19 protein-coding genes and 1 other RNA gene are annotated in these 21,016 nt (G+C 42.3%); 15 read left to right on the forward strand and 5 right to left on the reverse strand.

The features are described from left to right. Position 1: 1 nt before the first annotated feature. Entirely contained in the window at positions 2-1,198 is a 1,197-nt protein-coding gene (locus IGJ15_RS07660; protein ID WP_430599433.1) for a hypothetical protein, read from the forward strand. A 78-nt stretch (positions 1,199-1,276) separates the two neighbouring features. Here IGJ15_RS07660 and IGJ15_RS07665 read toward each other — a convergent pair whose 3' ends face one another. Both IGJ15_RS07665 and recU read right to left on the reverse strand, forming a co-directional pair. Beyond that, positions 1,277-3,598 carry a PBP1A family penicillin-binding protein gene (locus IGJ15_RS07665; protein WP_333719176.1) on the reverse strand — a complete coding sequence of 774 codons (2,322 nt, stop codon included), beginning with the start codon at positions 3,596-3,598 and terminating at the stop codon, positions 1,277-1,279. A gap of 1 nt (position 3,599) precedes the next feature. Continuing rightward, positions 3,600-4,226: a Holliday junction resolvase RecU gene (gene recU, locus IGJ15_RS07670; RefSeq protein WP_201689153.1), complete on the reverse strand. Its 627-nt coding sequence runs from the start codon at positions 4,224-4,226 to the stop codon at positions 3,600-3,602. Positions 4,227-4,296: 70 nt separating this feature from the next. Here recU and IGJ15_RS07675 point away from each other — a divergent pair, with 70 nt between their 5' ends. The 8 genes from IGJ15_RS07675 to IGJ15_RS07710 all read left to right on the forward strand — a co-directional run bounded on the left by IGJ15_RS07675 (position 4,297) and on the right by IGJ15_RS07710 (position 9,955). After that, positions 4,297-4,842 (forward strand): DUF1273 domain-containing protein, encoded by a 546-nt coding sequence (locus tag IGJ15_RS07675; protein WP_005226143.1) that lies wholly within the window; start codon positions 4,297-4,299, stop codon positions 4,840-4,842. Positions 4,843-4,913: 71 nt separating this feature from the next. After that, positions 4,914-5,324, forward strand: coding sequence for a cell division regulator GpsB (gene gpsB / locus IGJ15_RS07680; RefSeq protein WP_005226142.1), 411 nt, complete (start codon positions 4,914-4,916; stop codon positions 5,322-5,324). Positions 5,325-5,348: 24 nt separating this feature from the next. Further along, positions 5,349-5,714, forward strand: an RNA gene (gene rnpB, locus IGJ15_RS07685) — RNase P RNA component class B. Positions 5,715-5,780: 66 nt separating this feature from the next. Beyond that, a complete protein-coding gene (locus IGJ15_RS07690) occupies positions 5,781-6,944 on the forward strand; it encodes a THUMP domain-containing class I SAM-dependent RNA methyltransferase (RefSeq protein ID WP_201689152.1) in 1,164 nt (387 codons plus the stop codon). Further along, positions 6,941-8,455, forward strand: a complete 1,515-nt coding sequence (locus IGJ15_RS07695; RefSeq protein WP_015509741.1) for a carboxypeptidase M32 — start codon at positions 6,941-6,943, stop codon at positions 8,453-8,455. Before IGJ15_RS07690 ends, IGJ15_RS07695 begins: the two co-directional genes overlap by 4 nt. 146 nt (positions 8,456-8,601) lie before the next feature. After that, complete coding sequence (locus IGJ15_RS07700) at positions 8,602-9,261, forward strand: HD domain-containing protein (protein WP_005226139.1); 660 nt, start codon at positions 8,602-8,604, stop codon at positions 9,259-9,261. Between the two features lie 83 nt (positions 9,262-9,344). Then, positions 9,345-9,725, forward strand: a complete 381-nt coding sequence (locus IGJ15_RS07705) for a hypothetical protein (protein WP_005226138.1) — start codon at positions 9,345-9,347, stop codon at positions 9,723-9,725. Further along, entirely contained in the window at positions 9,722-9,955 is a 234-nt protein-coding gene (locus tag IGJ15_RS07710; protein ID WP_010748385.1) for a hypothetical protein, read from the forward strand. The genes IGJ15_RS07705 and IGJ15_RS07710 overlap by 4 nt, the downstream gene beginning before the upstream one ends. Positions 9,956-10,111: 156 nt before the next feature. On the opposite strand, the gene IGJ15_RS07715 is transcribed toward IGJ15_RS07710, so the two are convergent. Next, positions 10,112-10,438 carry a hypothetical protein gene (locus IGJ15_RS07715; RefSeq protein WP_010748384.1) on the reverse strand — a complete coding sequence of 109 codons (327 nt, stop codon included), beginning with the start codon at positions 10,436-10,438 and terminating at the stop codon, positions 10,112-10,114. 93 nt (positions 10,439-10,531) lie between these two features. Here IGJ15_RS07715 and IGJ15_RS07720 point away from each other — a divergent pair, with 93 nt between their 5' ends. Together IGJ15_RS07720 and IGJ15_RS07725 are read left to right on the forward strand one after the other, a co-directional pair. Further along, positions 10,532-11,695 (forward strand): VanZ family protein, encoded by a 1,164-nt coding sequence (locus tag IGJ15_RS07720; protein WP_142968454.1) that lies wholly within the window; start codon positions 10,532-10,534, stop codon positions 11,693-11,695. Positions 11,696-11,753: 58 nt separating this feature from the next. Further along, positions 11,754-13,100: a DEAD/DEAH box helicase gene (locus IGJ15_RS07725; RefSeq protein WP_005226134.1), complete on the forward strand. Its 1,347-nt coding sequence runs from the start codon at positions 11,754-11,756 to the stop codon at positions 13,098-13,100. A 37-nt stretch (positions 13,101-13,137) separates the two neighbouring features. On the opposite strand, the gene IGJ15_RS07730 is transcribed toward IGJ15_RS07725, so the two are convergent. Further along, a complete protein-coding gene (locus IGJ15_RS07730; RefSeq protein ID WP_142968453.1) occupies positions 13,138-13,575 on the reverse strand; it encodes a GNAT family N-acetyltransferase in 438 nt (145 codons plus the stop codon). A gap of 70 nt (positions 13,576-13,645) precedes the next feature. Between IGJ15_RS07730 and IGJ15_RS07735 the strand changes: the two genes are divergently transcribed. The 4 genes from IGJ15_RS07735 (at position 13,646) to cls (ending at position 20,601) form a co-directional block, all read left to right on the forward strand. Beyond that, on the forward strand, positions 13,646-14,698 hold the full coding sequence (locus IGJ15_RS07735) for a DUF7278 family profilin-like fold-containing protein (protein WP_074535777.1): 1,053 nt from the start codon (positions 13,646-13,648) through the stop codon (positions 14,696-14,698). Between the two features lie 350 nt (positions 14,699-15,048). Then, the gene (gene alaS / locus IGJ15_RS07740; protein WP_074535779.1) at positions 15,049-17,691 is read left to right on the forward strand and encodes an alanine--tRNA ligase; all 2,643 of its coding nucleotides are present in this window, start codon (positions 15,049-15,051) and stop codon (positions 17,689-17,691) included. A 276-nt stretch (positions 17,692-17,967) separates the two neighbouring features. Beyond that, complete coding sequence (locus IGJ15_RS07745; protein ID WP_333719174.1) at positions 17,968-19,110, forward strand: cation diffusion facilitator family transporter; 1,143 nt, start codon at positions 17,968-17,970, stop codon at positions 19,108-19,110. Positions 19,111-19,134: 24 nt separating this feature from the next. Next, positions 19,135-20,601, forward strand: a complete 1,467-nt coding sequence (gene cls / locus IGJ15_RS07750; protein ID WP_015509734.1) for a cardiolipin synthase — start codon at positions 19,135-19,137, stop codon at positions 20,599-20,601. Here the strand turns inward: cls and IGJ15_RS07755 are convergent. Then, on the reverse strand, positions 20,581-20,997 hold the full coding sequence (locus tag IGJ15_RS07755; protein ID WP_201689140.1) for a ribonuclease HI family protein: 417 nt from the start codon (positions 20,995-20,997) through the stop codon (positions 20,581-20,583). The two genes, cls and IGJ15_RS07755, sit on opposite strands and share 21 nt — an antisense overlap. Between the last annotated feature and the right edge of the window lie 19 nt (positions 20,998-21,016).

A 21,016-nucleotide genomic window follows, 5' to 3' on the forward strand; every position in this document is an offset into this window, starting at 1 on the left:
GATGAAAAAGAAAAACAAAGGTTGGTTTTCTGCCCAAAAGCTAATGGATGAAGTGAATCAATTATCCATAGAAGAGCTGAATGAATTTGAGGAGACAAATCAAGAAGAGGGAATCGTTGAGGATCAAGGGTCCGCAAAGGCTACCCCTGAAAAAAATGAGGACGAGACCAATCGACCAGCAGACAATGAACTCCCTAAAACCCAGAAAGAAGCAGTAAAACCTGTCGCACAAACTTTCGCAAAACCGATTTCTCACCAAAGAGTGGCTGGAGATCAGCAGAAAGAGCAAAGTGTCAAAAAGATAGCAGTGCAGCAAAAGTCCTCTGGCAACCGTGATAGCTACGCCAAGGATAGTCAACTCGTTGAAGATAAAGGAGAACGTATGGAGAAAGAATTGAGTACAAACCAAACAAATAAGCAAGAATCAAAAGAACAAGAAAAGGATCATATGATTGAAAATTTATCTTTTGAAATCAAAGAATTGATTTTAGAAAATGAGCAACTACAGGAAGAAAAAAATCAGTTGAAAAAACAGCAGAAGATAATGGTTCAACAAGAAGCAGAGGCAAAAGAATTAAAAGCTTCGCTAGTAGAAGCAAATAAGAAAGTCAAAGACCTAGAAGAACAGTTTGCAAAAGTAGATACAGAAAAACTTGAAGCAAAAATCCAGCAATTAGAGGCCAAGTTAGCTGTTCAGCAAGAAAAAGAGCAACAAGAGAAACAAACTTACGAAAAGGAACGCGCTGAATGGACCTTGAAGCGGCAAGAAATCCAGCAGCTGCAAGAGGTAATTGCTGATTTGAAACAGCAATTGGCAGAAAAAGAAGAGCTTGCTGCAAATGTATCAGCTAGCGAATCAAATGAAGAAGTCGCAGAGCTTCAGGCGACAATCGAAGCATTAAGGGAAGAAAATGCAGCCCTACAAATCGAAAACGAGCAGTTCCAAACAGAAATCAGTGAGGTCTTAGTCTTTGCTAGAAGAAAAGCGAATCGCACGATTCAAGAAGCGAAAATCGAATCTGAACGAATGATCCGTACAACAGAAATGCGGATCGATGGGATTCATGATCGTGCCAAAGAGATTCTTTTTGAAGTGAACGAGACGAAAGAAAATGTGATTCATTTATTTGACGATCTGCATAATCAAGTTTATCAGCTTTCCGATAAAAAATTGCTGTTTGAAGAGCTTGAAAAGTAAGCTTCTACATTTATATGACAGGAATTAAAAAAAAACAGTAGATCAGATTTTGATCTACTGTTTTTTTGCGATTCTCCATTATTCGACACTACCATCGTTTGGTTCCGGCGGGTCCGGTGGTGAGGAAGGATTATCCTCACTGCTGGAAGGTGTTGTTGAACCGGGATCCTGACTAGAAGCAGGAGGCGTAACGACCGATGATGAATCATCCTCATCAGGTGTTGTCACTGGTGGTGTTACTTCGCTTGATGATTCTGTGGTACTTGATGGTGTTGATTCGCTACTTTCTGTAGAAGGTGTCGTTGGTTCAACGTAGGAACTGCTGCTGGACGAACTTGGTGCTGAATAGCTTGGTTGGGTGTACGTCCCTTCAAGATAAAGCTCTCTTCCGATCCGTGTTAATCCGTCAGGCATTGTCCAGTCCGTGTTTTCTACAGAAGCAGAAACATAGCGCATCAATTCACGATAGACATCTGAAGCCACATGGGTACTACTATCAGTGATCGGTGTCATTTTGTCATTGTAGCCTGTCCAAACCGCCAATGAGTAGGAGGGAGTATAGCCGGCAAAGGTAATATCAGGGTAGGCACCATTCGATGTATCCAGTTGTGCTAACTGGTCATCGGTGTAGTTGGACGTTCCCGTTTTCCCTGCTTGGTACAATCCATCGATTTGCGCGTTGGTTCCAGTTCCGACAGAAATAACATCTTTCAAGATATCGGTCACCATGTAAGCTGTCGTATCATCCATTGCTTCTTGACCAGAAACTTTAAAGGATTCTTCGTCTTCTGTACCATCTTGCATGACGATCTTATTGACGTACTGTGGTTCGTAATAGGTACCACCATTTGAAAACGCAGCATAAGCAGCGGCCATTTTCAGGCTGGAGATCCCATATTTTGTGCCATCTAATTTATCCGTATTGCTCGAAATTGCATTAGATTGAGTAATCGTGTGGTATTCGATACCTAAACCGCTAAGAAAGTCTGCGATATTGTCCGCGCCGACTTCATCAAACAATTTCACTGCCGGCACATTTCTAGACTCTGCTAGAGCGGTCCGCAAGGTGATATTGCCCATGTATTGGCGATCCCAATTGTATACAGGGATATCGGTTCCTTTGTAAGTATAAGGTTCATCTAAAATCATTCTACCGGTAGAGTCTTGTAGAAATTGGAAGGCAGGGCCGTAGTCTGTGATCGGTTTAACGGTCGATCCAAAGTCCCGAGCGACGTTGACAGCCAGGTTGTTTGCTAGAACGTCATCAACGTTGCGGGCACCAATTTGAGCCGTGACTTTGCCCGTATTGACATCAACTAAAGTAGCGGCAACTTGCATCTTGTCGTCTGGATAATTAACATAATCATCGCTGTTGACGATGTCATATAACCGTTTTTGCGCATCGATATCGACATTGGTGTAAATATCTAAGCCATCGGTATAAACATCTTTGCCGGTTTTTTCTTTGACTTCTGCGATCACTTCGTTGAAGTAATTATCAAAGTACTTCCACTCTTGGTTTTCTCGCGGGTTTTCTTGCAATCCTTCTTGAATATCTTCGGCAACGGCTGTATCATATTCCGCTTGCGTGATTTTCTCGTTTTCAAGCATTGCGCCTAAAACCACATCTCGACGACTTTTCGCATTATCAGGATGAGCGAAAGGATCAAACGCAGAAGGGGCATTTGGTAAACCAGCAATCAAAGCGGTTTGGGCAAGGTCTAGTTCAGCTAACGGCTTGCCGTAAAACTTCATTGCGGCCGTTTGCATCCCATATACACCATTGGACATATATACTTTATTGATGTAGTAAGTGAGGATCTCTTGTTTTGATTTCATTTGTTCAAGACGAACCGCCATCCATGCTTCTTGTGCTTTACGACGTAATGTTTGGTCTTCAGCGCTGGTAGAAAAGAAGGATAGCTTGATCAATTGCTGTGTCAACGTACTTCCGCCTTGCATACCGCCGGTTGTGGCATTGGATAATGCGGAACCGACGATCCGAATCGGATCGACTCCGATATGCTGGTAGAAGCGGCGATCTTCGACAGAGACGATCGCGTCTTCCAGCAGTTGAGGAATCTCACTTGCTGTAATTTTTTCTCTGGTTTCACTACCGAATTCAGTGATCAATTCGCCATTTGACGCATAGAAACGAGAAGAAACCGTTGAATCCAAACGTGTTTCATCAAGTGCAGGCGCATCTTTGGCATACCACCAGAATAGCCCCATCCCGGATAGAATCCCGATACAGCCTAAGAAAAACAGCCCCATAAATACTTTTAAAAGAATACTCCCAATGCTTCGTTTGCCTTTTGCCTTAGGAGGCTTTGGTGCTTTTTTAGCTGTACCTTTTTTAGAATCATGCCGAGAGGTCCTCGATTGTGATCCATTTGCCATACTAATCATTCTCCTTCATCGTTAAAAATTGATCAACTGCTTTTAAATAGGGAATACGCGGCGCAATTGAAGGGATGATTTCAATCCCATTCGTTTCAATATAGGCCAGTGTCATTGATTTTTTTCCCGTTTCTTTTTGCAGGTGCCATTGAGAAACTAAGCACTTGCTATCGAGAAAAAAGCAGCGTTGTAGACAAGAAAACCATAAAAGAACGAAACATAAACCCGCTTGTTCCAAACAGTCTTCCATATGCTTGATTTGGTGTGGATGAAAATTTTTAAAGGGAAATGACGTTTTGTTTTGAGTCTCTTTCGCTTCAAAGTCGATATATTGCCCTTGATAAACCCCATTGTAATCAGTGGTGGATGCCTCACGGAAATAGGCTTCTTTGATTACGGCGGCGCTTCTTCTTGGATAATCTACTTTCACGATTTGAATTGGTGTCGGTTTCTTATGAATGACAGCAAGTTTCCGATTCAAATAATAAAGGTTGCTTTCATTGATCGCTTCTTCAAAACGCATCCCACGATTGGCATACGTTTTTGGCTTTATTAGTTTCTCTTGCATTTTTTGTTTTTTGCCGTCATCATAGGTAGTAGATTGTCCATTCGGGTAACGAATAACCATGTTGTTCACACTCCTAGGCAACATTATACCAAAAAGTCGTTTGGAAAGAAAAGAGATGACCAGAGAAACAATGAAAACCTTATACTTTACTGGCTATCGTAATTATGAATTAGGTGTCTTTCAAGCAAAAGATCCCAAGATTGCAGTTATTAAGAAAGTAATAATGTCGACTTTGACCAATTATGTCGAAGAAGGGTTAGAATGGCTCTTGATCAGCGGGAATCTTGGCGCGGAGCTGTGGTGTGCCGAAGCCGTTGAACAATTAAAACAAACATACCCAGAACTGAAACTAGGAATTATTTTTCCTTTTGAAGGGTTTGGTGAAAATTGGAACGAAACAAATCAGCAGGCACTGCAAACAGCGAAGTCATTTGCCGATTATGTCAATGCCACCAGCCATAAGCCTTACCAAGACCCCAGTCAATTAAGAAATCACACGGCATTTTTACTGGAGCATACCGAAGGCGCACTTGTGTTATATGATGACGAATTTCCAGGAAAACCTAATTATTTCTTAAGAGATGCCAAAGCTTATAGTGAGCAAAATCCCTACTTTATTCATCAAATAACAATGGATGACCTACAAAACGCAACATTTGATAGTAATTTACTTTGATTTTCGTATATTTTTTGATAGAATGGTCTAGAAAGTGAAAACCATTTGGAATAAACAATGAGGTGTAAATAATGGCAAATTTAATTTATAGTCCAAAAGATATTCTGCAACAAGAATTCAAAACAAAAATGCGCGGGTATGATCCAGTTGAAGTGGATGAGTTTTTAGATAATATCATTAAAGACTACGAAAGCTACAATAAAGAGATCTTAGCCCTGCAAGAAGAAAATGACCGTCTGACAGCGAAAATCGATCAATTGTCGAAAAACCAAGCGATCGCATCTCGTGTTCAACAAGAAGCGCCGAAAAGCCAAACCGTTACAAACTTTGATATTTTGAAACGTTTGTCTAATCTTGAAAAAGAAGTGTTTGGCAAAAAGCTTGATCGTGAATCAGAACCTGTCACTCGTTCTTCTTCCTACAACAGCAACTATACAAATGCTGATTTTGAAGATGACAACGAAAAAACCCGTCAATTCTAATCTATTTTAGAAAAGATAGTTGTGGTTTTCGGGTAATTGCGGCATAACTCGATTATGCTGAGGAAAGTCCATGCTCGCACAAGCTGAGATGCTTGTAGTGTTCGTGCCTAGCGAAACCATAAGCTAGGGTACTTGAGAAAGTAACGGCAGGAAAAATGGCTAAGGTGTAAGCTATGCCAAAGTATCCTTGAAAGTGCCACAGTGACGAAGCAAGGCGGGAAACCGTCTTGGTGGAACGCGGTAAACCCCTCGAGCGAGCAACCCAAACAATGGTAGGGGCACTTTTTGCACGGAAATGAACGGAGCAAGAAGGCAAGTAATTGCAGATAGATAATTACCCAGTGTTTTCTTCTCCCTGAGGAAAATACGGACAAAACATGGCTTATAGAAAATCACAACCTATCAGGGAATCCTTCCAGCAACGGAAGGTTTTTTTATACCAAGAAGGAGAGCGTTATGACTGAAAAAACATTTAATTGTATTGCCACCGCTGCGAGCGGTTTAGAAGCACTAGTGGGCAAAGAATTACGGGATTTAGGGATCGAGTGTGAGGTTGAAAACGGCCGAGCGCGTTTTAAAGGGACGATGGAGACCATTGCTACCGCGAACTTGTGGCTCCGTACAGCGGACCGTATCAAAATTGTCGTCGGGGAATTTGACGTATTGACTTTCGATCAGCTGTTTGAAGAAGTTAAAGCGTTACCGTGGGAAGACTTTTTACCTTTAGATGCTGAATTTCCAGTAGCTGGAAAATCAATCAAATCAAAATTGTATAGTGTACCTGATTGTCAAGCGATTACCAAAAAAGCAATCGTCAATCGCTTAAGAGAAGTATACCATCGTCCAGCAAGTGTGCCGCTGACTGAAACGGGCGCTTTTTTCCAATTAGAAGTGGCTTTATTGAAAGACCATGCGATGATCACATTGGATACGACTGGCCCTAGTTTGTTTAAACGTGGCTATCGTTTAGAAAAAGGAGGCGCGCCGCTGAAAGAAAACATGGCTGCGGCTTTAGTGATGCTGACAAATTGGTACAAAGACAAGCCGTTTGTCGATCCCGTTTGTGGATCAGGCACGTTGTGCATTGAAGCAGCGTTGATCGGTCACAATATCGCCCCTGGCTTTAATCGGGAATTTGTTTGCGAAACGTGGGATTGGTTCCCAGCAGAAGTATTTGAAAAAGTACGGAAAGAAGCAGATGAAGCAGCAGATTATGATGTCGAATTAGATATTATCGGTTCGGATATCAATGGTCGAATGATTGAGATCGCCCGCAGAAATGCGGAAGAAATCGGTCTAGGAGACTCGATCACCTTCAAACAACAAGCCGTTAAAGACTTTAAAACAGAAAAAGAGTATGGTGTCGTTGTGGCTAACCCTCCTTATGGCGAACGCTTAGGAGAAGAAGCGTCCGTTCAGCGACTGTATCAGGAAATGGGCCAAGTGTTTCGGCCGCTAAAAACCTGGAGCAAGTACTTTTTGACCAGTGACTTGACTTTTGAGACCCATTACGGCGAAAAAGCGACAAAAAAACGCAAATTATACAACGGTGCGATTCGTACCGATCTCTTCCAATACTGGGGACAACGTCCGCCACGCAAAAAGGAGTCTGCTGAATGAAAGAACAAGAATTTCTGAAAGAATTAAAAGAAATCGATCTATTACAACAAGCAATGGGGATCTTAGGCTGGGATAATCAAACAGGGATGCCAGAAAAAGCCAGTGATTACCGTGCCGAAGTTGACAGCTATTTATATGGTCTATACTTTGATAAAAAAGTGGGGGAACCAATCCAAGAAGCGATCAGCTATTTCGGGAAACACCCAGATGAATTATCAGAAGTAGGGAAAGCTGCGTATCAATTAGTCAAAGAAGAATATGAATTGCAAAAAGATGTACCCAATGAGTTGGCGATGGCGGCTTCCGCAGCTACGTCAAAAGCACATACTGCTTGGCTCAAAGCCCGTAAAGAAAAAGATTTTTCTTTATTTAAAGACGCTCTTTCTGAAAACATTCGCTTGACAAAAGAATTGATTCCTTATTGGAAGAAAAATGAGCTGACGAACTATGACGTCTTGTTAAACCAATACGAACCGAATATGACGGTTGAGATCTTGGATAACGTATTCTCACAAGTGAGAGACGGTATCATGGATATTCGTCGTCAATTGGCTGAAAAAGGAACAGCGCCAGATACTTCGATCCTTTCACGTAAGATGACCGAAGCGCAACAACGTAAATTTATCTCAAAAGTGATCGCCGACTTAGGCTATGACTTTTCTCGCGGCCGTTTGGATAATACGGTCCACCCATTCGCTACGGGGATCAACCACAATGATGTACGGTTGACCACACGCTGGAGCGAAACTGACTTTTCGATGGGACTGTTCGGTGTGATTCATGAAGCTGGTCACGGGATGTACGAGCAAAACATCGATGAGAAATACGAAGGCACGCCTGTTCATGAAGGGGCGTCCATGGGAATCCACGAATCCCAATCGCTGTTTAATGAAATCATTATCGGCAGCAACCGCAATTTCTGGGCAAAGCAATACCCATTTTTCCAAGAATGTGCGGAAGGCACGTTTGATGATGTGTCTTTTGACACTTTCTATGACTCCTTAAAGCATTCAAAAGCTAGCTTGATCCGTATTGAAGCTGATAGTCTGACATATGTCATTCATATTATTATTCGTTACGAGATCGAAAAAATGATCTTTAACGAAACCGTATCGATCGATGAACTGCCAAAAATCTGGAATGACAAATACGAGGAATATTTAGGGATTCGTCCAGAAAATGACTTGGAAGGGATCTTACAAGACGTTCATTGGTCAGGTTCAAGCTTCGGGTATTTCCCATCCTATGCTCTAGGATATATGTATGCAGCGCAATTACTCCATGCCATGGAAAAAGAAATCAATGTCGATGAAGTGTTGGCTTCGGATGATTATTCACCGATTCGTAAATGGTTGACTGAAAATATCCATCAATATGGCGCATCCAAGAAACCAAATGAATTGATTTTAGATGCAACGGATGAATTATTGAATCCTCAATATCTATTAGACTATTTACGCAAGATCTATTTTAGCGTCTATAAAATCAGCGAGACGCAAGATTTCGCTTAAAAGTAACGAGTGGAAAGAAGCTTCGCAAGACGTTGCCGCCCCAATTATTTCATGGGGTGCTCGTCTTGTTGAACTTCTTTTCCTTTTGTATCAAACACCATCGAAAAAAGAAGGCTAGCTGCTTTCATATCGAAAGAAGGAAAAAAATGAAGGAAGAATACAATGTTGCCGATCTTAGCAAAGTAATTGCTTATGCCGAAAGTATTCTGGGGAATGATTACACAGGACATGGGTTTGATCATGTCAAACGAGTGGCTGGGTTAAGTCAAGCCATCATTGATGCCGACGAATTGGCAGTTGATTGCTTTGTCGTACAGGCGGCAGCCTATCTCCATGATACGGTGGATGACAAAGTTGTGGCGGATGTCACAGCGGCGTCTAATGAAGTGCGAGCTTGTTTGACCACAGCGGGAGCCAGTGAAGCACAAACGAAAGAAATTTTTTCTATTATCGAGAATCTGTCTTTTTCAAAAGAACTTTTGCAAGGCGCGCAAGTTGTCTCAGTAGAAGGCCGCGTCGTTCGTGATGCAGATCGTCTCGATGCTTTAGGTGCGATCGGTATTTTACGGACGAGTTATTTTGGTGGCAGTCATCAACACCCGATCCATGTCAGTGACTTAGCCCCAAAGACGTTTCAAAATCATGAAGATTACCGAAAAGGAACGACGGTGATCAATCATTTTTATGAGAAACTATTTTTGCTTCCTGAAAAGATGACCACGGCGTATGGCAAAAAAGAAGCCCAACGACGTGTGGCTTTCATGAAGGATTTTTTAGAAGAATTCTATGCAGAGTGGGATGTTTAACTTTGTTTAGAGTTTTTTAAACTGAAATTCGATTATTTCCTTTTTCCTCCATTGTTCTTTATAATAATAAGTACAAAGGAGGGATGGAAATGTACTACCAACAGGCATTACAACCGAATGAACTATTGCCAGCGATTTCCAATTCAGGGGAATGCTTTTTTGTCATTCGGGCTGAGCTACCCATCCGGCAATATCAAATCGCAGTCTATCTTTACGACGATCAATTCTTTTTGTTGCAAGATGATCGCTTGTTTGATCAAATCGACCAAATCTCTAGTGAAACATTAGGGGATGAAGAAGAGATTTTACCATTTATCGAAGAAGCGCTGGAAGAAAACCATTATTTATTAGTGGAAAAAGCGTTTATTCGTTTAGATCTATCTACTTTACAAAAGATGACCGATCTTACTAGTTTCGATATCTTGTTTTATGAATTTTTTGACTCATGGGGGGAAGAAGGATGAAACGGACTGAATACGTAACGCTACAAGACCAAACATTGATCGACCTATTCCAGCAGTTAGGAGAGGATGTTTCGAATCTCGAGCTGATCGATGAAGAAAAGAATATCGATGTGGTGGTTGTGTCGAATAGTGATTGGCAATATTTATTGGAGCAAGTCAATGATGATGTGAAAGAGTCTTTTGCTGATACCTCAGAGACAGACCTGGATGAAGAACTAGCCGACGAATAAACCTTTTTTTAGTTGATAAACTGTTTTACTACGAAAGTGGCGGATGGATCTTTAGAAGGGGTCTAGCAATCTAGGCAGCTTACCAAAAAAATACGAAGCGATCTCATTTCCCGTCAAGAGGAGCAGGATCAATTCGTATTTCTAGGTAAGTTGTTTTTATTTTGTCCGCAGACGAACGTTTTTGACTTTTAAATAGCCGCGAATCAAGTTGACAATCAGTAAAAGAATGCCCACAATCAATGGAATCGCTAATAAGTAAGGCGAGTAAAGGTGGGTTTCTTGCACGTGTTCAAGAGATGTTTTCTCCACTTCATTGATGGCTTGTTGAATGACTTGTAAACTAAATCCTGTCAGAAAACCAGCAATGATGAAAAGGACGAAGCCTAAATAGGGAATATCGGAAGACCGGCGAAAAAGAGCAAAAGCTGCATATAAAACCAAAAGGAATGCCGGTACGCCAAAGGCAAAATAGGGATTTAACATGGTTTTTTAACCTCCTTTTCTTTTATGATACTCCAAAATTTACGTTTTGGGAAATAGCGTGTAAGATAAAAAGAAAACGTGAAGGAGTTCTTTATGTCCGCTTATATTACCCCAATAAAGGTTGCCTTGCTGGTTTTTCCTTTCCTAGCATTGGCGATATCAATGATTTTTTTTGTTATCCAATATCGAAAATACGGTCGTTTTATCTTGTCACGCGCACTGGTTTTGTATTCATTTGTCTTCTATTTATTGTGCGCCTATTTCTTAGTTATCCTACCATTGCCCTCGATCGAAGAGGTAGCACAGATGACTGGTCCTAAGATGGAATTGCAGTTAGGGGCATCGTGGCAACATTTTGTCCAACAGACCGTCTTAAACATTCACGATCCGCAAACCTATCTTCCCGCTATGAAGCAGGGGGTCTTCCTTGAGCCACTCTTTAATTTATTGTTGACCTTACCATTTGGGGTCTATTTGCGTTATTACTTCAAATGTTCCTTTTTAAAAACACTCGTTATTACGTTTTGCTTGACGTTGTTTTTTGAATTAACGCAGTTGACGGGACTGTATTTTATTTATCCTCGTCCGTATCGCTTATTCGATGTCAATGATCTCTTTGTCAATACAGTTGGAGGGCTTGTGGGCTGGACGATCGCCCCACTTTTTACGTTCTTATTGCCATCAAGGGAAGAGATGGATGCGGATTCTTACGCCAAAGGTACTCGGGTGACTGTGACACGAAGGGTGTTTGCTTGGTTGATCGACTGGGGAATACTGAAAGTGGTCAGTTTTATTGTGGTGATCGCTGTTCGTTTGCTCACTCAACAGACGGTACGGGACTTTAGTGGGGACTATTGGTACTTTGCTCTTGAAGTGTTGCTGTACTTTGTGTTGTTGGCTTACCTTGCCAAAGGACAAACGATTGGAAAAAAACTCGTACGAATCAAAATCATGCAAGAAGGCCGTGAGCGTGTCAGCTTGGGGGCTTTATTGAAACGCTATGGTTTGTTTTATCTGATTTATGCCAGCATCAGTCGGGTCAATATCTTTTTCGCACCGTTTCTTGAGTCCAACAATCTGCTGCTTTTAGTCGTTAGTTTGTTGATGGTAGTTATTTTTGGGTTGATCCAGTTTGGTTTTTACTTGAATCTCTTGTGGGCAGCAATAAAAAAAGAAAGCCGCTTTTTCTATGAACGCCGCAGTGCAACGTATACTATCAGTACGATCGATCCTCAATCGATTACAAAAGAAAGTTAGGAAAACAAGGCAACATATGCTATAATCCAAAGGATGCTAAAAGAAAGAAGGTGTTTGAATGTCTTTTGAGTCATTTAAATTTCAACCATTTATTTATGAAGCACTTGCTGATAAAAAGTTCTCTAAGCCAACAGAAGTGCAAGAAAAACTGATACCTGTTATCCAAAAAGGACGCAGTGTTGTAGGGCAATCACAGACCGGAAGTGGTAAGACCCACACATTTTTACTGCCATTGATGGATAAAATCGATGCCGAAAAAGATGAAGTGCAAGTAGTGATCACTGCACCGAGTCGTGAATTAGCCACGCAAATCTATCACGCCGCAAAACAAATCGGCGGATTTCATGATCCTGAAATTCGAGTGTCAAATTTCGTCGGAGGAACGGATAAGCAACGTCAATTAAGCCGTCTGCAAAATCAACAGCCCCATGTCGTGATTGGGACACCTGGTCGTATCCTGGATATGATCAACGAACAAGCGTTAGGGGTTCACACTGCCAATGTATTTGTCGTGGATGAAGCAGACATGACCTTGGATATGGGCTTTTTAGAAGAAGTCGATCAAATTGCGGGACGTTTGCCTGAGAAACTACAAATGCTGGTTTTCTCCGCAACGATTCCAGAGAAATTGCGCCCATTCTTGAAAAAATACATGGCCAATCCATTGATCGAAGAAATCAAATCGAAAGCAGTCATCTCTGATACGATCGAGAATTGGTTGATTTCTACCAAAGGGAAAAATACCAATAAATTGATCTACCAATTATTGACTACAGGCCATCCCTATCTTGCCATCGTTTTTGCCAACACGAAGAGCCGTGTGGATGAAATTACGGATTACTTAAAGGAACAAGGCTTAAAAGTAGCGAAGATCCACGGCGACATCAGTCCTCGTGAAAGAAAACGGATCATGCGCCAAGTGCAAAATTTGGACTACCAATATGTTGTCGCAACAGATTTAGCTGCGCGAGGAATTGATATTGAAGGGGTTTCTCATGTCATCAATGCTGAGATTCCAGCTGATTTAGACTTCTTTATCCACCGTGTTGGTCGGACCGGTCGAAACCAAATGGATGGGACCGCGATCACGTTATATGATCCAAGCGATGAAGGAGCAATCCAAGCCATCGAAGATTTAGGGGTTGTTTTCCAACCGAAGGAAATCAAAAATGGCGAGATCGTTGCGACTTACGATCGGAATCGTCGGCAAAAGCGGGAAAAATCTCGTGACGAATTAGACCCAACCTTGATTGGCTTAGTCAAGAAAAAGAAGAAAAAAATCAAGCCTGGCTACAAGAAAAAAATTCAATGGGCTGTTGATAAGAAGAACAAAGAAAAACGGAAGATCGAACGTCGTCAAACGACTCGAACTGCCCGCAAAAACAAGAAAAATTCGAATAGTTAATGGTTACCAAAACAGCAGTCATGTAAGGGGTGTTCTCTTACTTGACTGCTGTTTTTAATTGTTTGGTCATTTCTACACACAATACACCATCTTCAGTATAGGGCTCGGATGTTTTTTGATACCCACAGGATTCATAAAACGCACAAGCGTCGATCTCTGCGGATAACACTGATTGGAGGGCACCCTCTTGGACACCACGCATTTCGAGATAATGCAATAATTTGGTGCCGTATCCTTGGTGCCGATAGGCCTTGGCTACGCAAAAGCGATCAGGTTGCAGAGTGTTCGGTGAAGAGAATTGATAGCGAATGGTCGCGATCGGGATGCGTCCATCTAGCCAAAGAAAGTATGGGCAAGATTGGTCTTTTTCATCAAATTCCCATTCTATAGGGATGTGCTGTTCTTCCACAAAAACGGCTTGCCGCAGGGCGAAAACCGCTTGTAGCATCCACGGACTGCGTCCAAAATAAAGCATCAGTCGTTTTCCTCCTTTTTCGTGGTATACTCGTTATATAGTAATTGTAGCAGATGAGAGGAGAAATGACGTGGATTTTTTTGAGGCGTTACAATGGTCAAATTGGAAGACACTGTCCTTTGAAATCAAAGAACAGCTGATCCAGCAAATTTTAATGTATTTTGTCAGTCCTTTAAAGGAGATCACCGATGTCCATTTTAGTCAGTTGACGTATGCAGGGTTGAAATGTGCGACCTTTGAATTAACGATCGATGGCGAAGACTTTGTCTTTATACCAGGGAACTCTGAGGCGATCTTAGGTTGGGATCTCGGTGTGCAAGGATTACCAGCTACTTGCTGGAGTAAAAATTGGCAGTCAGCCCCCAACGAGATCATTCGCCAGCTGGAAACAATCTATGAGTTAGAAACCAGCCAGGATTGGGGGATTTTTGTCAATGAGTCTACGAGCCCTTTGCGCAAAGCTGTGATTGATCCTATGCTAGTCCAAAAAAGTTCTCTGCCTGCTGGCGCAAGGTATATCGGGCAGTTAAATACAATCACTGGGGAGTTTCACGGGTTAGTCGATCAATTCAGTGTTTTCGAAAAAGAGCTAAAGGCACAATTCACAGCACCAGCGTCCTTTGAGGAAAGCTTGCGTTGGGAATTACCCGCTTTTTACCACGAAGAGAATCGCTATTTTGCTGCACTAGAGCCGTTATCGGAAACCTATCAGTTATTTACCCACGAATCCGTCAGTCAAACAGAATTGAAACAGCAGTTAGATAAACAAGGCTTTCAGCTACTATCAGAGGATCAATGGGAATACGTTTGCGGTGCTGCGACTCGGCGACTTTTTCGCTGGGGCAATGAAAAGTCCTGCGACGATGGTGTCTCTTTGTCAACCGCTGAATTGCTTGAACCGAATTTATTTGGCTGCACCTATGGGCTTGCGGATGCGTGGGAGCTGACAGATGGCTTGTCTTTAAAAATGGAGAACTGGCAGATTTGTGGGCATCCTTTATTCGATGCCTTGCCATATGCCAGTTATTACCGTTCACGGAAAATGCTGCAGCCAGATCAAAAGCTTTCTCCGCAAAGCTATCGTTACCGCAAAGCGATTCTGATCAACAAAGAACGGATTTGAGGATTGACTTTTTCGACACATTTCCTTATACTTTGAATGACGAAGGATATGGTCGGTTTGATGATTCATTACAGAAAGTTTTTCATTGCTGAGAGAAAAACATGAATTCAGACGGATTGCTCCCTTTGGTGCTCAACTGTAGCAGAAATGTTGCCGTCCACTCCGCGTTAACGAGTCTAAGAGGTAATGAGTCACATCATTGCAAGCAAGGTGGTACCGCGTATCGACGTCCTTGCTCTGCAATGGTGTTTTTTTTCGTCAAAATGACTCGACAGGCATAAGAGCGCCTTACCAGCAATTTTGTCAGCCCCTGTATCTTAAGCGAACACAGAAGAAAGTAGGAGAATAACGTGAAACAATTATCCAGTGCAGAAGTACGCCAAATGTTTTTGGACTTCTTTCAATCAAAAGGTCATTCAATTGAACCAAGTGCGTCCCTTGTCCCAGTCAACGATCCAACCCTATTATGGATCAATTCAGGAGTGGCAACGCTAAAAAAATATTTTGATGGCAGTGTTGTTCCTGAAAACCCAAGAATTACCAATGCGCAAAAATCGATTCGGACCAACGATATTGAAAATGTTGGGAAAACAGCGAGACACCATACGATGTTTGAAATGCTAGGCAACTTTTCGATCGGCGATTACTTTAAAAATGAAGCGATTCATTGGGCCTGGGAGTTTTTGACATCACCAGAATGGATGGCTTTTGATCCAGAAAAATTATATGTCACGGTTTATCCAAAAGACACAGAAGCAAAACGGATCTGGGCAGAAGAAGTCGGCTTGACACCAGAGCATATCGTTGAGATTGAAGACAACTTTTGGGACATCGGTGCAGGACCATGTGGACCAGATTCAGAGATTTTCTATGACCGTGGTCCTGAGTTTAATGACGTAGCGGAAGATGATCCCGAAAACTATCCTGGTGGCGAAAATGAACGCTATTTGGAAATCTGGAATCTGGTCTTTTCAGAATTCAATCATCAACCAGATGGCTCCTATGAACCACTACCACATAAAAACATTGATACGGGGATGGGGCTGGAACGAATGGTTTCCATCGTTCAAAATGCACCAACCAATTTTGAAACAGACTTGTTTCTGCCGATCATTAATGCAGTGGCAGATTTAAGCGGTCGTGTGAACTACGGCGACAGCAAAACGACAGATATCTCCTTTAAAGTGATTGCAGACCATATCCGCGCGCTTTCTTTTGCGATCGGCGATGGGGCACTTCCTTCAAATGAAGGCCGTGGCTATGTTTTACGTCGTTTATTACGTCGTGCAGTCATGCATGGGAAAAAATTAGGGATCGATGCTGCCTTCTTATACAAATTAGTACCGATCGTTGGCGAGATCATGGAAAGCTACTATCCTGAAGTACTAGAGCAGCAAGAATTTATTGAGAAAGTGATCCGCAACGAGGAAGAACGTTTCCATGAAACCATCAATGAAGGGTTAGATATTTTAAATCAAGTGATCGCCCAAGTAAAAGCAGACGGTCAAGATACGTTAGCTGGTCAAGATATTTTCAAATTGTATGACACTTACGGCTTCCCAGTTGAATTGACAGAAGAAGTGGCGGAAGACGAAGGGTTGAAAGTGGACCACCAAGGGTTTGAACAAGAAATGGATGCACAACGTGCCCGTGCTCGTGCAGCTCGACAAACGGAGCTTTCAATGGGCGTACAATCCGCTTTATTGACAGATATCAAAGTAGACAGCCGTTTCGTTGGCTATGATTCACTTGAAGCAAACAGCGAATTATTAGTGATCATCCAAGACGAAGCGTTACATGATTCTGTTTCGACAGGTGAAGCAAAACTGATTTTTGCCGAAACACCATTTTACGCAGAAATGGGTGGACAAGTTGCGGACACAGGCACGATCGTAGCAGAAGATGGTACGATCGTAGCGGAAGTGACGGATGTCAAAAAAGCACCGAACGGTCAGTTCTTGCATACTGCTACAATCAAAGCGCCACTACAAGAAGGCATGAACTATTTCTTACAAGTGGATCAGCATCGTCGCAATAAGATCATTAAAAATCATACAGCGACTCACTTATTGCATAAAGCCTTAAAAGAAGTATTGGGCAGCCATGCGAACCAAGCAGGTTCATTAGTTGCTCCAGGACATTTGCGCTTTGACTTTAGTCATTTTGGGCAAGTGACCAGCGAAGAGCTGAGCCAAATGGAACAAATCGTAAACCAGAAAATTTGGGAAGCTCTTCCTGTTGTGACGATCGAAACGGATATCGATACCGCAAAAGGCATGGGAGCGATGGCACTCTTTGGTGAAAAATATGGGCATGACGTTCGCGTCGTCAATGTTGCCGATTGGTCGATCGAATTATGTGGGGGAACCCATGTAGCAAATACGGAGGATATCGGTATTTTCAAAATCGTTTCTGAATCAGGGATCGGTGCTGGTGTTCGTCGGATTGAAGCAGTGACTAGTCAAGAAGCTTATACGTTATTGCATGAAGAAGAAGCGCAATTAAAAGCAATTGCAGGGATCGTTAAATCCGCCCAATTAAAAGAAGTCGTTGCCAAAACAGAACAACTGCAAGCGCAGCTGCGTGAATTGCAAAAAGAAAACGAAGCTCTTGCCAGCAAGTTAGCAAACCAGCAAGCAGGGGATGTTTTCAAGGATGTCAAAGAAGTAAATGGTCTGCGTCTGATCACAGCAAAAGTGACTGTAAAGGACATGAACCAATTACGTCAACTAGCTGACCAATGGAAACAAAAAGACCATTCTGATATTTTAGTGTTAGCTACCGCGAATGATGGCAAAGTGAATCTTTTAGCTGCCATGAAGAAAGCAGCCAACGAAAAAGGATTGAAAGCGGGCGATTTGATCAAAGAGATCGCACCTAAAGTTGGCGGCGGCGGTGGCGGCCGTCCTGATATGGCACAAGCCGGCGGGAAGAATCCAGAAGGAATCGCAGCAGCACTTGAGACAGCAGCAGCGTGGTTAGCTGCCAAGTAAGCACACTATGGTTGAATCTATACCCGCGAGTTCCTTTCCTTTAAGAAGATAGGTGAAAGAGGAGCGTAGGTCTTTAACACATTCCTTTTTTGAACGAAGATGACGGAGGGGGAGACCCTTCCGTTATCTTTTTCCTTTTTTCCTACGTGTTATCTGAAAATGCGTTTGATAATTGAAGGGAATTCGCTTTTTTTTCGAAAAAACGATACGAATAGTTGTTTAATTGAATTCCTTCGGGGTAAAATAAGAAAGATGGTTTTTTGAGAGGGTGATGATTTGCTAAACTTTTTTTTAGATCGTAGCAAAAAAAATGGTGTCTACGAACGTACAGCCATCGGGAAATTAGCAGGTAGCCTCGGGTTGCTTTCCAACCTACTATTATTTGCTGGGAAATTTATCATTGGCTTATCTGCCCAGTCTGTTTCGATTATGGCAGATGCCATCAACAGTCTTTCAGATACCGCTTCGTCTATTTTAACATTGATCGGTTTTCGGATCTCTGCGAAACCAGCCGACAGTGAACATCCATATGGTCATGAGCGATTTGAAGCCATCAGTGGGTTTGTAGTATCTTTGATCATCACGTTTGTTGGCGGCCAATTTCTCATCAGCTCTGTGCAACGCATCATGGAACCGACGAGTATCCGTCTTTCCCCACTATTGTTTATCGTTTTGGTCTTATCGATTTTGATCAAAATCTGGCAGGGAGCGATGTACCGCAAGCTGGCGAACCTGATCGGCTCTCAAACACTTAAAGCCAGCGGACAAGACAGTCTCAACGATGTGTATACAACGGGGGCAGTTTTGTTTTCAGCGACGATCGAGTGGCTGACTGGCCTACGTATCGATGGCTTTGTCGGCTGTCTGATTGCCTTGTATATTTTGATTAGCGGAATCAAAATGATTCGTTCCTTTATCAACGAATTATTAGGGGCACGCCCAACGCAAGAAGAAGTAGCTGCCATGGAGCAACGCTTGGATCACTATCCGACGATTCTCGGTTACCATGATTTACTGGTTCATAATTATGGACCGAAAAATCGCTTTGCCAGTGTGCATATCGAAGTGGATGAAACATGGACTTTACGAGAAGCGCATGAGGTGATTGATGCCATTGAACAAGATTTTCGCCAATCTTTAAAGGTCGACTTGGTCTGTCATCTTGATCCCGTACCAATTCAAGATCAGCAGTATCGGCATTTAAAAAAAGAAGTGTCAAAGATCATTCGCTTCGTTGACCCACAGTTACGGATGCATGATTTTCAGGTCAAAGGAGATCTGTTGGCTTTTGATTTAGTGATTCCCGCAAAACCGGCGTATAGTGATCATGAAATCGAAGAAATGCTGAAACAAAAAATCAAAGAAACACTAGGGGACTATGAATTGAAGCTTGCTTTCGATCACAGTTACCTATTATAGGGTTACAGGATATAGGAGGAAACTATGATAAAAATGGATATGAGCATGATTTCCACGGTCTTATTGGCACTTTTGTTTATAAATACGATTGCTGCTTTTATTACTGTTTTTCGGAAACCACGCTCGATTGCAAGTGTCTTTGCTTGGATGATGACATTGGTATTCATCCCCGGCATCGGGTTCTTGTTGTACTTGTTTTGTGGTCGGGGGATCGACGGAGAAATTATTTATAAATTTAGTGAGCACCACCAAAGTAGGATCAATGAGTTGAATCAAATCATCAAAGTGCACAATTATTCTTTTCCTGAACATCCTTACTCAGATGACAATCATCTATTAGAGCGCTATTTTAAGAACCTTGATGAATCTCCCTTGACGAAAGGAAACAAAGTAGAATTTTATACAGATGGAAAAGAAAAATTTGCAGCATTGTTTGAGGACATGAAGCAAGCAGAAGATAATCTGCATGTGGAGTATTATTCGTTTTTTAATGATGAGATCGGTGGCCAATTCTTGTCAATCTTGATCGATAAAGCCCGTGAAGGTGTTGAAGTGCGTTTGGTCTATGATCCATGGGGGTCACCGAAGGCCAATCGGAAATTCTTTCAACCGTTGATTGATGCCGGTGGAAAAGTCGTGCCTTTCATCACTTCGAAGAACCTAATCCGCAACACACGATTGAACTACCATCTACATCGAAAAATCGTTGTGATCGACGGTCAAATCGGATGGACTGGCGGCTTTAATGTCGGCGATCAATATTTAGGGAAAAAGGCCAAATTTGGCTATTGGCGAGACACCCATGCGAGAATCGTAGGTACTGCCAGTTTTACACTACAAGAGATTTTTATTCGTGACTGGAACGCATCTGTAAAAAGAGAAGAGGATCAGCTGGAATACGAGGATCGCTACTTTATTCTACCGCCGAAAGAGCGCTCTGGAAATGTTGATTTGCAGATCGTCGCTGATGGGCCTGAAAGTGAGACCCAAATTCTCAAAGGCGGCTTTGTGAAAATGATTTTGGCTGCCAAAGAATCGATTTGGATCCAAACGCCTTATTTGATTCCCGATGACAGTATGATGAATGCATTAGAAATTGCGATTCACTCAGGTGTAGACGTCCGAATCATGATTCCATGTATGCCGGATCACCCATTTATTTACCGGGCAACGCAGCATTATGCCAATTACTTGCATCGTCGTGGTGCAAAAATCTACATCTATAACAACGGTTTCCTCCATGCGAAGACGGTCATGATGGATGATACCATTAGTTCCTTTGGGACGACGAATCAAGACATTCGGAGTTATGCCTTGAATTTTGAAGTCAATGCCTTCGCCTACGATCACGATGTCACGCAAACGTTGAAAGGCTTCTTTGAAGAGGATATGGCACAATCAACATTACTGACGGATGAAATTTTGGCGAAGCAATCTTACTGGTTGCGCTTCAAACAAAACTTCTCTCGGTTATTGTCTCCGATCCTTTAATTTCATCGCTTTTGCTAATCCTTGGCGTGCCAAATGGTCGGCACCTTTGTTTTGACTCTCAGGGACCCATTGGATGATTGCTAAAGAGAACTGTTTCAACAAGTATTGAATTTCTGTTAAATAATCAGAAAAAGCAGGGTTTTTGGTATAATTCTTGTCGATGGTCTGCGCAACGACTTTGCTGTCGGTATAGAGCATAATTGTCTGTTCCTGTAAACCTTTGTCAATCAGCAGCTGCAACGCGTTGACCATCACAGCGAACTCTGCTTGGTGGTTGGTTGAATCAGGTAGCGGAAACGCAATTTGTTCATGCAGATCAGTACCGACAATGACGATTCCACCGCCACTAGGGCCGGGGTTGCCTTTCGTGGAAGCATCAAGATAAACTTTTAACATTGTCTCACCCTTTTTTGAT

It is taken from the genome of Enterococcus sp. AZ079, assembly GCF_050547255.1.
GTDB lineage: Bacteria > Bacillota > Bacilli > Lactobacillales > Enterococcaceae > Enterococcus_D > Enterococcus_D casseliflavus.